General features: G+C 31.8%; 14 protein-coding genes and 2 tRNA genes. 6 read left to right on the forward strand and 10 right to left on the reverse strand.

What is annotated here, in order from left to right; genetic code table 11:
* Positions 1-4: 4 nt before the first annotated feature.
* Positions 5-670 (reverse strand): potassium channel family protein, encoded by a 666-nt coding sequence (locus P3875_RS01790; RefSeq protein WP_303444551.1) that lies wholly within the window; start codon positions 668-670, stop codon positions 5-7.
* Between the two features lie 180 nt (positions 671-850).
* Here P3875_RS01790 and P3875_RS01795 point away from each other — a divergent pair, with 180 nt between their 5' ends.
* Positions 851-3,400 carry a gliding motility-associated C-terminal domain-containing protein gene (locus P3875_RS01795; protein WP_303444552.1) on the forward strand — a complete coding sequence of 850 codons (2,550 nt, stop codon included), beginning with the start codon at positions 851-853 and terminating at the stop codon, positions 3,398-3,400.
* 53 nt (positions 3,401-3,453) lie between these two features.
* Here the strand turns inward: P3875_RS01795 and P3875_RS01800 are convergent, their stop codons facing one another.
* The 8 genes from P3875_RS01800 to P3875_RS01835 all read right to left on the reverse strand — a co-directional run bounded on the left by P3875_RS01800 (position 3,454) and on the right by P3875_RS01835 (position 7,402).
* Positions 3,454-3,855, reverse strand: a complete 402-nt coding sequence (locus P3875_RS01800; protein ID WP_303444553.1) for a hypothetical protein — start codon at positions 3,853-3,855, stop codon at positions 3,454-3,456.
* A 65-nt stretch (positions 3,856-3,920) separates the two neighbouring features.
* Positions 3,921-3,996, reverse strand: a tRNA-His gene (locus tag P3875_RS01805).
* Between the two features lie 40 nt (positions 3,997-4,036).
* Positions 4,037-4,112, reverse strand: a tRNA-His gene (locus P3875_RS01810).
* 64 nt (positions 4,113-4,176) lie between these two features.
* On the reverse strand, positions 4,177-4,893 hold the full coding sequence (gene bshB1, locus P3875_RS01815) for a bacillithiol biosynthesis deacetylase BshB1 (RefSeq protein ID WP_303444554.1): 717 nt from the start codon (positions 4,891-4,893) through the stop codon (positions 4,177-4,179).
* A 25-nt stretch (positions 4,894-4,918) separates the two neighbouring features.
* Positions 4,919-5,974 (reverse strand): isochorismate synthase, encoded by a 1,056-nt coding sequence (locus P3875_RS01820; RefSeq protein WP_303444555.1) that lies wholly within the window; start codon positions 5,972-5,974, stop codon positions 4,919-4,921.
* Positions 5,958-6,335, reverse strand: a complete 378-nt coding sequence (locus P3875_RS01825) for a PaaI family thioesterase (RefSeq protein WP_303444556.1) — start codon at positions 6,333-6,335, stop codon at positions 5,958-5,960. Before P3875_RS01825 ends, P3875_RS01820 begins: the two co-directional genes overlap by 17 nt.
* 73 nt (positions 6,336-6,408) lie before the next feature.
* Positions 6,409-6,816 (reverse strand): hypothetical protein, encoded by a 408-nt coding sequence (locus P3875_RS01830; protein WP_303444557.1) that lies wholly within the window; start codon positions 6,814-6,816, stop codon positions 6,409-6,411.
* Position 6,817: 1 nt separating this feature from the next.
* Positions 6,818-7,402, reverse strand: a complete 585-nt coding sequence (locus P3875_RS01835) for a hypothetical protein (protein ID WP_303444559.1) — start codon at positions 7,400-7,402, stop codon at positions 6,818-6,820.
* A 67-nt stretch (positions 7,403-7,469) separates the two neighbouring features.
* Here P3875_RS01835 and P3875_RS01840 point away from each other — a divergent pair, with 67 nt between their 5' ends.
* Entirely contained in the window at positions 7,470-7,682 is a 213-nt protein-coding gene (locus tag P3875_RS01840; protein ID WP_303444560.1) for a hypothetical protein, read from the forward strand.
* Positions 7,683-7,693: 11 nt separating this feature from the next.
* Here the strand turns inward: P3875_RS01840 and P3875_RS01845 are convergent, their stop codons facing one another.
* The gene (locus tag P3875_RS01845; protein WP_303444561.1) at positions 7,694-8,971 is read right to left on the reverse strand and encodes a DEAD/DEAH box helicase; all 1,278 of its coding nucleotides are present in this window, start codon (positions 8,969-8,971) and stop codon (positions 7,694-7,696) included.
* An 81-nt stretch (positions 8,972-9,052) separates the two neighbouring features.
* On the opposite strand from P3875_RS01845, the gene P3875_RS01850 reads away from it, so the two are divergent.
* From P3875_RS01850 to P3875_RS01865, 4 genes are all read left to right on the forward strand, one after another.
* Positions 9,053-11,137 (forward strand): M1 family metallopeptidase, encoded by a 2,085-nt coding sequence (locus P3875_RS01850; protein ID WP_303444562.1) that lies wholly within the window; start codon positions 9,053-9,055, stop codon positions 11,135-11,137.
* Between the two features lie 566 nt (positions 11,138-11,703).
* Positions 11,704-12,498 carry a hypothetical protein gene (locus P3875_RS01855; RefSeq protein ID WP_303444563.1) on the forward strand — a complete coding sequence of 265 codons (795 nt, stop codon included), beginning with the start codon at positions 11,704-11,706 and terminating at the stop codon, positions 12,496-12,498.
* An 18-nt stretch (positions 12,499-12,516) separates the two neighbouring features.
* A complete protein-coding gene (locus P3875_RS01860) occupies positions 12,517-12,717 on the forward strand; it encodes a T9SS type A sorting domain-containing protein (RefSeq protein WP_303444564.1) in 201 nt (66 codons plus the stop codon).
* Positions 12,718-12,923: 206 nt separating this feature from the next.
* Positions 12,924-13,967: a T9SS type A sorting domain-containing protein gene (locus P3875_RS01865; RefSeq protein WP_303444565.1), complete on the forward strand. Its 1,044-nt coding sequence runs from the start codon at positions 12,924-12,926 to the stop codon at positions 13,965-13,967.
* Positions 13,968-13,977 lie beyond the last annotated feature (10 nt).

Here is a 13,977-nt window from a genome sequence, read left to right on the forward strand (position 1 = left end):
TTTTTTATGTATTATTTGTGAATTTACTAATTAATATACCTACTAAGACTACCGAGTAAAATTGACCTATAATGCCTATTAATGATGTTATTAATTTTGTTTGATACGTATTTGGGGTAATGTCACCATAACCAATTGTAGTTAATGAAATGGAACAATAATAAACTAAATCCATATAAACATGCGCGGGACTTGTGTAATTAATACCTTTAAAAGATAGGTTATTGCTGTATGCATAAATTTGAAACATAAACACAAATACTTCAATTAAAAGGAAAAAGCCACAAGCTGCAGCCGATATAATATCGGCATTAATATAACTTGGCTTTACTAAAAACTTAAAAACTTCAATAAAAATAAATAAGTAAAACAATACATAGCTTATGTTTAAAATAAACATAATTTCTGGAATGTTTTTAAAGAATGTTAAAATTATTGGAAGTAAGATAACCCATATGGTTAATATATTTTTAATTATGATTTTAAGTTTGCCCTTTTCAATAAACACTCCAATACTTGCAAAACCTAAGATCAGCATATTTATTGGCCACAAAACTTCGGTGTAAAAAGGAATGTCTTTTACAAAAATTCCAATATATAAATGTTGAATGAGTGCTAATAAAAGCAGCTCATACTTTCGGTGGTTTAAAATTTTTTTAATAGAATTCATAAATGTTTTACGCTATAGTTTTTTTTAGAAAAAAGTATTTTTGATATCTAAATTTTGGTCTAAAACAGTGGCTAAAAATAATTATTAATTTTTAAATAGTGTGATAATTAGTAATTTTCTTAAAACTTTTATTGATTTTTACATTTCAGGTTTTATATTTGTTTACTTATAAAACTTTTTATGAAAAAATTATACCTTTTAGTTTTAATGCTTTTGAGTACTGCTTGTTTTGCTCAGTATTATCAACAGCATTATATTGCACCAGCTCCATGGCAATATTGGAACGATGCAAACGAGATTGTAATTGGAACAATAGAACCAGGTGTAACTGTTAATGTTGATGTAAAACGAAGCGATGGTACACTTGTAACTAGCTTAAATGTTACTGAAAACAATCCTGTTTCATACAGATTTACTGGTACATTCACAACAACTCCTAAAAATGCATTAAATACCCTTTTAACAGACAGAGGGTTGCTTATTGAAGCCAGTCATCCTGTAATTGTAAACGTAAGAAATATAGCGTCAGATACTGCGGGTAGTAACGTTAACAATATAAAAGGAAATGCTTCATTAGTAAGTTTTGGTTCAGAAGGTTTAGGTTTAGAATTTAGAATAGGGTACTACCGTAATTCTGTGTTAGGTTTAAACATGGGGGCGCCAATATATTCGGTAATGGCAACGGAAGATGCTACTACTGTTACACTTCCTTCAGGAACAATAAATTTAGATAAAGGTCAGGGCTATTTATTTACGGCTCCAATAGGTTCATTAATTTCAGCCGATAAATTTATTGTAATGAATACCGGAAGTTACGGTGATGTTCCACAAACTTGTGGATTAAATGGAGAAGATGGTACTTTTGATCAAATAGCACCCTTACAATCGTTAGGAACCAAATACATGGTTGTTCGTGGCGATGGTACCGCACCAACACTTGCACAACAAGCACAAGGCTTTGGTTCTGAGCAAACAACAGTTGTAGGTACACAAAACGGTACCGTTGTAACGTTACAACATTTTAACCCAAATGGAACACAATTTGGACCACCTTTTTCGCTATTTTTAAATGCAGGTGATTTTTATACTTTTTATCACGGTAATGGTTTAGATTTATATTCAAGTTCAATTATCACATCAGATTTTCCTGTAATTGTTTACGCAGGTACAGCTGTAGATTGTGAAACGGATATTTCAACAGTATTGCCAATTGGCGGTTGTTCAGGATCTTTAAACATTCAAACTAAAAAATTTATCAATTACAACAATGGTAATTTAGCTTGCTTTGGTTTTTGTATCATAGAAAGTAATACAGTTCCGGTTTTTGTAAATGGTTTAAACATTGAAACCTTAACAGGTGTACCTAGAGTTGCTATTGGCACAACAGGCTTTTATTTAATAACTTTTAACAATACACAAATAGGAAATCCGGCCGATTTAATTTTAACATCTGCGTTACCATTAACTTCTAGTTTGGTTCAGCAAGGTGGTGGTTTTTCAATGTCGGCATTTTTCTCTTCATTTGGGGTAGCTGCAGATCCACCAGTTTACGCAAAGCGCAACAGCGATTGTAGTGTAACTTTACAAGCAGAAAGTGGTTATTCGCAATATGTTTGGTTTAAAGATGGAATACAATACCAAACCACAACAACCAATACATTAATTATAACAGAATCGGGGAGTTATGCGGTTCAAGTGATGCGTAATTGCGGCTTGTCGGGCTTATCTATCGCTTTAGATGTAATAGTAGATCCTTGTTCTGATTTAGAAGTTATAAAAGAACGTACCGCTCAAAACGATTTAGATGTTACTTTTACAATTACTGTGACAAATAAAAATCCGCATTTTACTGAAACCAATGCAGTAGCAACCGACATATTACCTACAGGTTTAAATTATGTTTCATCAAGCGTTACTAAAGGTAGTTACAACCCAACAACTGGTATTTGGAATATAGGAACAATGGTGCCTGGTGAAACCCAAGTATTAACTATTGATTGTAAAATTGGATCGTCGGGCGATTATATAAACACCGCTACTATAACTGGTAAATTAGAAGATACCAATACAAAAAATAATAAAGATACAGCTACTGTAGAAGCTTTAGTTGCTGATTTAGATGCTATTAAAGACGACTTTAGGGAGCTTTATATACCTGGCGATTTCTTAGATTATACCATTAGAGTTTTAAATAAAGGACCCCAACGTGCTTTAAATATTGAAGTTAGCGATGTAATGCCGCATAATACAACAGAAATGTCTTGGTCTGGGAACAATAAAACAGGAACGGGTGATTTAGTTGATACAATTGATATGTTAGACCCTAACCAAGAAATGGTATATAAAGTACGTTTACGTGTGCCTGCTGACCATCTTGGCTTATTTACAAATAGTGTTAATGTAAGTTCAATTTACATAGCAGACCCAGTGCCACTTTGTACTGATTGTATTGATACCGATTTCCCAGAATTTAATATACCAAAAGGAATTTCTCCTAATGGCGATGGTGATAACGATTATTTAGATTTAACTTATTATTTTGTTAGTAAATTAATTATTTATAATAGATACGGTCAAGAAGTATATTCAAAAAACGATTATAAGAACGAATGGAAAGGGCAAGATAATCACGGTAGAATTTTACCTTCAGGTACCTACTTTTATAACGCATTTATTTTAGGAAATCCATATAAAACAGGATATATACAAATAATACGCGAAATACCTTAATACTTATCAATAAAAAATGCAGTGCTACAGCACTGCATTTTTTAATTTATATTTTAGATTGTTACATAATAAACATCAGAAGCGTTTCGTTTTATATTTAAAACTTCAAATCCGCCTTCTTCGGGTATTAATTCAACCATATCAAAAGAATGACAGTTTTTAGGTAATCCTTTAAAAATTAAAGTAAATTCTAAAGGCTTATTAAAGGGTATTAAGGTCCATTGCGGAGCAAAACTTATTCCTTCGGCAAAAAGTAATTTATAAGTTAATCCTGATTCTTTATCAACTAAATAGGTACTTTTCCAAATACGAGCAGCGTCACCATAATCATTCGCATAAATAGAACAATGTACAATAACCTGTTGTTCTTCATTTGTTAAAAGTAAAATGTCTTCTTTAAGTGTAGCACAAATAGTAGGTTTTACTTTTAAATCTTCTTCAATTATTGTTGTCATATCTATTTAAAATAAAATACAAAGTTATAAAAAAAAGCGATTCAAAAAATGAACCGCTTTGTTTTGGGTGAAAGACGGGTCTCGAACCCGCGACCTTCGGAACCACAATCCGACGCTCTAACCAACTGAGCTACAATCACCGTGTGTGAGTTTTGTTTTAAAAGTTAACTCTAAACTTTTTGGGTGAAAGACGGGTCTCGAACCCGCGACCTTCGGAACCACAATCCGACGCTCTAACCAACTGAGCTACAATCACCGTTTTAATTTTCGTTTGCAAATATACAGATATTTCGGTGCTTCGCAAATATTTTTTTCAATTTTTTATTTTAAATCTGTTAAGCTGTTGATAGCCACATACCTTTCAACCGTAAATCCTTCTGCATAATCTACAAAAACTAATCGACCTAAGTCTTTTGCGCGGTATTCTATGCTTTCGGTGAAGTTTTTTGTAGCTATTGGTGAAATAGGTTCTGTTGAATTTGGGTTGTAAAATTGGGTGCTATATGCCATTACAGCATCTATTTTATTTTGAATATGATTAGATATATCTACAACAAAATCGGGTTCAATATTTTTCCATTGTATGTAATGGTAAACTACTTTAGGGCGCCATTCTTGTTGAACAACACCGTTTAAATCGGTTTCAATTTTTCGTAAACCTGATAAAAAACATGCGTCCGATACCAATTTACTTCCTTTACCGTGATCAATATGACGGTCATCAATAGCGTTGCAAATTACAATTTCAGGTTTGTATTTGCGGATTATTTTAATAATTTCTAATTGATGTTTTTGATCGTTTTTAAAGAAACCATCTTTAAATTTTAGGTTTTCACGTACAGAAACTCCTAATATTTTAGCTGCATTTGCTGCTTCTACAGCTCTTATTTCTGCTGAACCACGTGTACCTAACTCGCCTTGAGTTAAATCAATGATTCCTACTTTTTTTCCTAATGTTACTTCTTTTGCTATGGTTCCACCGCAACCTAATTCAACATCGTCTGGGTGTGCGCCAAAAGCTAAAATATCTAATTTCATTTTTAAATTTTTTGTTGCTAAAAAACTATAGTATATTTTTAACAGTTTTACTTTTATTTACAGTTTCGTTGTATTCGCTTTCGGGTGTACTATCTTTATTTATTCCACCTCCTAAAAACAAAATACCTGTTTCGTTTTCAATTTTCATGCACCGCAAATTTACAAACAAGTCGGTTTTATTTTCATAATCTAGATTATTAAAATTCCATTCGCCTAAAAATCCTCCATAGAATTCTCTGTTGTAGTCTTCGTTTTCAATAATAAAATTTTGAGCAGCTAATTTAGGATACCCGCACAAAGCAGGTGTTGGATGTAAATTTTGAACTAATTGATATGGATTAGCACTTGGTTTTAAATTAGCCGAAATATCGGTTTTAATGTGCAATAATGTGCCTGCTGTAAAAGTATATGGTTCTGTTTTTTGTATGTTTTCGCAATAGGGAGTTAGTGCATCAATTATAAAATGGGTAACAATACTTTGTTCGTTTTGTTCTTTGTTGCTCCAAATAATATTGTTTTGATTTGTATTTTTTTGGGTGCCAGCTAATGCAACTGTTTCAACTTTTTTGTTTGTAATTTTAACAAGTTGCTCCGGAGTTGCGCCCATCCACATACCAACTTTTGGATGGTAAAACCAATATACAAAAGCTGTTGGATATTTTTTTACAAAACGTTTAAAATACAGTTCGTATTGTGATTTGTTTAAATTTACTTTTTCGGTTCGCGATAAAACTACTTTTTCAAACAGACCATTGTTAATGGCTTGAATACCTTTTGTAACTAATTGAATGTGTTTTTCTTTATTGTTATTAAATTCATATTCAGTATCATATTCATTATAAGTTGAAAAATCTACTGTAAAATCTTCAATATCGTTAGAAATATTACATTCATTTGGTAAAAAAATAATTTTTGAAGTGTTATTAAACGGTGCAAAAACAAAACAACTTTCTGTTAATTCGTTACAAGTATTTAAACGCGAATTTTTTTGAAACCAACCTGTTATGCTTTTTGAATTTGGTTTGCGATATAATACAAAAGGCAAGTTGTTTAAAAGTGCATTTTTATGAAATGGATTCATTTTTTTTAGGTAAAATAATGTTTGTTAATTTACAAATTGAAATGAGTTGATTTTCTTCATCGGTAATTTTAATTTCCCACAAATGCAATGTTTTTCCTTTATGAATTAAGCGTGCAGTTGCAAATACCCAACCTGTTTTTTTACTTTTTAGGTGATTTGCCGAAATTTCAATTCCGCGAATTTCAAAAGCTGAGGTATCTACAAAAATCATCGATGCAGCACTCCCTACGCTTTCGGCTAACGCAACCGAAGCACCTCCATGTAAAAGTCCCATTGGTTGATGTACTTTAGAATCAACTGGCATTTTAGCAGTTAAAAAGTCTGCACCAACTTCAATAAATTCAATATGTAAGGTTTCCATTAAGGTATTTTTGCAAAGGCTATTGCAAGTATCTAAAATTTGTTGTTTTTCCAAAATAAAAAACTGCTTTAAATTATTTTTTTCCTAATAAATATCCAATATAAGCCATTGGTATATAGGCAAAAATTAAATCGATTCCACTAAACCAATAAGGCGATTCTGGTAATTTTACAACCATTGTAATACCGCCAATTAAAAACAATAAGCCAATAATAAATGCGGGTGTACTTTTTTTAGGAAACGAAAGTTTTGTTGCAACAAAAGCACCTACAAAAGTACCAAATGCGTGTGCTAAAAACGGAAAAATAAAATGTTGCGGTTCTAGCAAATGCATGCCTGCTTTTATACCTTCTTCTGTGGTATTATCAACTCCTTTAGGTAAAGGTATTATTTTGCCACTTACCATTATTAGTGCCATATTTGCTATAGATCCTATAACTAAGCCAGCAATTGTTGCTAAAATGTTTCTAAATTTTTTCATATTATTTTTTTGCTAGTTTATCGTTACATTTTTGAATAAATTTTAATTTTTCTAAAGATAATTCCTCAATTTTTTCATCTAAATGTATAGTATCTATGTTTTCTAATACATCGTACGTATAAAAATTATAAAGCATGTTTTCTTTAATATGATCTAAATGAAAACGGTATTCTTCTAGTAAATAGTTAATTTCTTCTTTTAATTCTTTTTTAAATTCCTTTTCAACTTTAAGTTCTTCTAAAATCTGTTCAATGGTTTCTTCGGTTTCTGTAAAACTGTAAGGAGTATAAATTGGAGCTAAATTTTTAAAATTGTCACTGTTTTTTAAGGCATGTAACGAATTGATTAACTTGAAATTAAAGTTTGAGTACTCTTTTAAATGCACATCATTTTTAATGATATGATTGATAAATAATTGATATTGCTCTTCGGTTTCGGTATTTATTTCTTCTAATGTATAAAAATGTTGCAAAAGCACAAACGCATCGTTATAAAAAGACACAACATCGTCGGTAATTACACTTTGTGTGTAATTTTCTATAAATTCTGAAACAAATTCTGTGATATAGTTATTATTATTGTTCATTTATATTATTTTTTGTAAAGATATTCTTAATATTTTTATCTTTGATAACAATGCTAAAAAATTAAGTATGAAAACTATTTACGAGATTGATTTACACGAAAGCACCGTTGTAAAAACCGTGATTCCCGAGTACGAAAATAGGTTAAAACAAATACTTTATTACCGCGTAACAAGGGTTGCTGGTGGTTGGTTGTACAAAAAAATAGGTGTTGATTTTCCGGAAGTTTTTGTGCCTTACACCGATGAATTTAAAAGTAGAAAAGAACTTAACAGTTTATAAAAAAGAGATGGTTAGTACCATCTCTTTTTATTCTTTTTTGAAGTATCAGATTTTCTTGATTTTGAGTTTGATGTATTTTTTTTCTTTGTGGTAGTTGTATTTACCCCTGTTTTTTTAGTTCTAAAATCTTTTTTTGCATTTGGGTTTGGTTCGCGCCAAGGATAGGGATTGTCTTTTACTGTTTTTACTTGTAAACGAATTAATTTTTCAATTTCTTGCCAGTATGTTTTTTCATCACGCCCAACAAATGACAATGCCAAACCAGTTTCACCCGCACGTCCCGTTCTTCCAATACGGTGGACATAAATTTCAGGAATATTTGGTATATCGTAATTAATTACAAAAGGTAATTGTTGTATATCAATTCCGCGCGAAGCCACATCTGTAGCAACTAAAATATCAATTTGTTTGTTTTTAAAATCGTCTAAAATTTTTAAACGGGTACTTTGCGATTTATCACCGTGAATAGCATCGGCTTTATAACCTTCTTTTTGTAAAAATTCAACTACATTATCGGCGCCTTGTTTGGTACGTGTAAACAATAAAACATTTTTTAACTGTAAATTTTCAATTACATGTTTCAAAAGTTTCTTTTTGTCTTCTTTTTCAACCAAATATACTTTTTGAGAAATGTTTTGAGCCGTGCTAGCAGAATCATTAACAGCAACATAAATGGCATTGCTTAAAAATTCATCGGCAAGTTCACGCACCCCCATTGGCATGGTGGCAGAAAACATTAATGTTTGTCGGTTTTCAGGTGTAAGTTTAATAATTTTACGAACATCGTTAATAAAACCCATATCAAGCATCAAATCGGCTTCATCAATTACTAATTGATGCATCGCATCGGTTTTAATAAAATTTTGTTTGTATAAATCTAAAAACCTACCAGGTGTAGCCACTAAAACATCAACCCCTTCTTTTAAAGCATTAATTTGTGGTTGCATATTTACGCCGCCATAAATTACATATGTTTTTATTTGGGTGTATTTGCTTAGGGCTTCAAAATTTTCGGCAATTTGTATGGCTAATTCTCTAGTAGGTGCTAAAACAATGGTGCGTATTTGTTTGCGTTTTTTGCCCGATCCCACTATTCTATGAATGTGGTTAATTATAGGTATAGCAAAAGCTGCCGTTTTACCAGTACCTGTTTGGGCACAACCCACTAAATCTTTTCCATCAATTAAAACCGGAATTGCTTTTTCTTGAATGGGTGTTGCAATTGTATATCCTAAATCGTTTATAGCTTCGGCAACATTGTTATTTAATGGAAATTCTGTAAAATTCATATCAAAAAAATTTACACAAAATTACGTTTTTAATTTCGTATTTTATGATTTTATAATAACTTCAACAAAATTTCAGAATATATGAAACAAACCATACTTGCTGTTAGTGTTTTATTTGTAATGAACTGTTGGTCACAAACAAAACCTAAAGTTGATTTTACCACTGCAAATGCATCGATTAAATTTGATATTGCCGAACATTTAATTTTGGGCGATATTACGTATCAATTTACAGTTAATGAAGCAACAGATACCATTAAAATTGATGCTAAAAACATGATGATTCAAGGGTTAAAATTAAACGGACAAACTCCTAAATATCATTACAACAAAAACCAAATTATTTTTACACAAGGATATAATGTAGGCGAAAATACGGTTTCAATTAGCTATAAAACAAATCCTAAACAAGCGCTGTATTACGTTGGGTCGGGTACCGATTTACAAATTTGGACACAAGGGCAGGGCAAGTACACCAGCCATTGGTTGCCAAGCTTTGACGATTATAACGAAAAAGTAATTTTTAATACCAAAATTACCTTTGAAACTGGGTACGATGTTCTAAGTAACGGTTTGCTTGATGCTAAAACGGTGAGTGGCAAACAAACTACTTGGAGTTATAAAATGACAAAACCAATGAGTTCTTATTTAGTTATGATGGCTATTGGTAAATTTGATAAAAAAACCGAAAAATCGGCATCGGGTATTACAATTGAAAATTACATTCGTCCTATCGATGCTTCTAAATATGCAACTACGTATCAGCATACCAAAAAAATGTTCGATTTTTTAGAAAAGCAAACAGGTTTTGTTTATCCATGGCAAATTTATCGCAACATACCCGTTGAAGATTTTATGTACGGTGGCATGGAAAACACATCATCAACCATTTTTAATAGCGATTATGTAGTTGATAATATTGGCTTTAATGATAAAACTTTTGTAAACGTAAATGCACACGAAATGGCGCATCAATGGTTTGGTAATTTAGTTACAGCTAAAACCAATCAAGACCATTGGTTGCAAGAAGGTTTTGCAACGTATTACGCTTTATTGGCCGAACGCGAAGTTTATGGTGTTGACTATTTTTATTGGAAATTATATGAAATGGCCGAATTAATTACCAAAGATGCAAAAGAAAACAAAAATACAGCTGTTTTTAGCGAAAAAGCCACAACTGTTACTTATTATCAAAAAGGCGCTTGGATGCTTTTCTATTTATCTAGTCAAATAGGTGAAGCAAATTTTAACACTGTAGTAAAAAATTACTTACAGAAATACGCTTTTAGCAACGCAACTACGCAAGATTTTTTAAATGAAGTAAAAGCTGTTTCACCAAATTTTAATACAGATAATTACAAGCGTAATTGGTTAGAAAACAAAGCTTTTAATACTAAAGATGCCTTGTTTTTAATAGAAAATTCACCCTTAGTTAAATCGTATTTCGAAGTTTTAGCATTACAATCAAAAGGTTTTGAAGTTAAAAAAGAAACCCTGCTAAAATTGTTGAAGGATAGCAATACACCTGCAAACACAAAACGCGAAATTGTTTTTCAGTTGCACAAGGTTCCTTATGCCGATGCTAAGGAATTTTACCAAACCGTAATGCAATCTAACGATGTTAAAGTGCGCCAAGCCTTAGCACAAATTATCAGTGAAATTCCAACCGAATTTTTAGAAGATTATAAATTACTTTTAAACGATAATTCGTACATAACCCGCGAAATTGTTTTTAAAAATTTATGGTTGCAAAACGAAGCTTTTCGACCAACTTTGCTAGATCAAACCGAAACATGGAAAGGTTTTAACGATAACAATTTGCGTATTTCGTGGTTAATGTTTGCACTATCTACTCAAAATTATAAAAACGATAAAAAAGCACATTTGTATTCCGAACTAGAAAACTACGCGTATAATAAATACAACAGTAACATACGCACAAACGCAATAAACGCCATGTGGTACTTAAACCCGTACGATAGCAATACGTTGCCCCATTTAGTAAACGCATTGGTGCACCACAACAGTCGTTTTCAAAAATTTGGCAAAGATGCCATTATTCGTTTATGTGAAAAAAAGGAATTTAAAGAACATTTTAAAAAGTTAATTCCATACTTGCCACAAGACGAGCATGATGCACTTAAGAAGTTAATGGAAACTATTTAAAAAATTAATACTAAAAAGACTAAACATTTTTGTTTGGTCTTTTTTTTTAAAGCGGGCGTTACCCTTACAAACAGCCTTAGCACTAAATACAAGTAAAAATAACCATGCAGTACAACAAAACATAGCGGTAAATAGGCGGGTCGGGCTGTACGCTCATAGCTTTTATCGGCACTTCCATTGCCTCAGCCGCCAATAAAAGGCTATCCGCTGCCATCCCTAACGCGGGCTTACAGTTTTTAAAGTTGTTTAAGGGTTAAAGTTTAAAGTTTTGTGTTGTTAAACTTCAATTAGTAAAGTATCACATAATTTAAAAAATATACTAATCAAACCTACAAGGTTTTTAAAACCTTGTAGGTTTTTTTATGCTCAATTTTAAACCAACACCAATCAGTGAAAATTTGTGTAATCAATGGTTAAATTATTACAAAACGTTTCTGTTTTATGCAAACCTGTATTTAGCAACATGCTAGTGTAAATCATAAAAAAATCTTAAAAATTATTTTTTACATTTTGTAATGTGTTGTGAAATAAATTGTTATATTTATTAAAAATTAACACAAAAAATTATGAAAACAAAATTAAAACTGATTATTGTAATATTTTTTACCGCGCAGCTAACTACTGCGCAAACTTTTTTTACCGAAGATTTTAATAGTTACTCTACTGGTCCTTTAAATACAGTTTATGATGACACCACCCCCGGGAAAGGAGGTTGGTTGGTTTCAAGAAGCACAAGTGGTACAAGTAGTATAATAACTGGAATGGTTACACCAGAAACAGGCAAAGGCAACATATTAACAATAGCTACTACCAGTAAAACAATTGAAGGGTTTGGTTTTAAGCAAGAACGTGGTTTTTTAGCTACTTTATGGAACAACCGTACGCCAGGTAATAACATTTTTAAATTTGAATTTTATGGAAGAGGGACTTTTAATTTTTCTGGGCAAATCCAAAGTGATTCTCAAAAGCATGTATACAAGGGTTTTATTGCTACGTATTTTCAGTCAAACTATTATTATTGTATTTTGGGTTCGTATTTAGAGAGTGCAGGGTCTAATTGGAAATCACTTGTCTTAGAAAACTACAACGTTACAACGTTTCCATACAATATGTGGATTAAGGCTGAAATGTTTGTAGATTTCAACAACAACAATGTATATTTTTACATACCTACATTAAACACACAAGTAACTGCGCCATTTTCTCATAATGAGTTACCTTTTAATTTAGCTTTTTACGTAGGAAGTATGAAAACGTCTTCTATAGTTAAAATAGATAATATTAAAGTTTCGGGTTTAAAAACATTGCCGTCTTATATATTAAGTGTAAACCAGCAACTGGCTACCAAATTTAATTTGTAACCCAACCCAGCAACCAATGTGGTAAACATAACCAATGCAGAGAACATGCAGGTTAACCAAATTACGGTGTACACTTTAGCAGGTAAACAAGTAAGCACGCAAGCGTACAACAACCTAGCAGAAATACAACTCAACGTAGAGCATTTAGCAAGAGGTACGTATCTATTGTATTTACAAACCGCACAAGGTACAGCGGTTAAACAGTTTATAAAAAAGTAAGTTTAAATATATACAAGCCAAACCTACAAGGTTTTTTATGGGAGGCTGTCCGAAGAGGGTCTAATTGTCAAGCTGAACTGTTCACTGAGCCCAGTCGAAGTGCAGTTTCTCATAATTCTTTATAAATCAAAAAAAGAGATTTCGCATCAAGTGCGAAATGACTAAGAGTCTGATTTTAAGACAGCATCTTTAATAATTTTATTTTTATGAAAAAATATTTATTTATTTTAACTATAATGTTGTGTTTTAATACTGCATATAGCCAAGTTTTGTACAGCGAAAACTTTGATAATTTTAATTGGGGCTATTTAGGTACCGACCCTACAGGTAAAATACCAGGGCAGGGAGGTTGGTTAATTAAATCAAATGCTACCCAATCAAACACATTTTTCACCATAGTAAACGAGCCTAATAGAGGTAAAGTGTTAGATATAACAGCTATGTCGCATGCTGAAGGTTTATATGCTATTAAAACCGGTATTGATCAATTAATTAGTAACCGTACCCCTGGTAACGATGTAATTAAATTTGAAATAGACTATTTTACAGGGCCTAAACAACCGAATCCACAGAGTAAATCTTGGATAAAATTGTTGCGAGTTGGTGAAATAGAAGGAGGAGCGATTAACCCTGTTTATTTATGTGCTTCAATTACTTATAAAGATTCAGGTATACATACAATTGGAGCTGCAGGTATGGATGGCAAGAACGTTTTGCTGCCTTTTAATACTTGGATAAAAATTATAACTTACTTAGATTATACCAATAGAAAAGCATACTTTGAAATTCCTTCATTAAATATTGTACACGGAAGCGATTTTTTAACAAATGTTACGTCAACCAATCTTATACAAGACTATAAGCCCGCTACTATTTCATTAAATACATATTTTTTTGAAACTCCAGACCAACCAAAAGTAATAACTCGAAATAAATACGATAACATACAAATAACAGCTTTAAAAGAAGTACCACCCAATGTAATAGCTTTAAGCACCAACGAGCAACTGGCTACAAAATTTAATTTGTACCCCAACCCAGCAACAAATGTGGTAAATATTACCAATGCAGAGAACATGCAGGTAAACCAAATTACGGTGTATACTTTAGCAGGTAAACAAGTAAGCACGCAAGCTTACAACAACCCAACAGAAATACAACTCAACGTAGAACATTTAGCAAGTGGTACGTATCTATTGTATTTACAAACCGCACAAGGTACAGCGGTTAAACAATTTATAAAAAAGTAAATTAAAAAAG

The organism is Myroides sp. JBRI-B21084, from assembly GCF_030545015.1.
Classification (GTDB): domain Bacteria; phylum Bacteroidota; class Bacteroidia; order Flavobacteriales; family Flavobacteriaceae; genus Flavobacterium.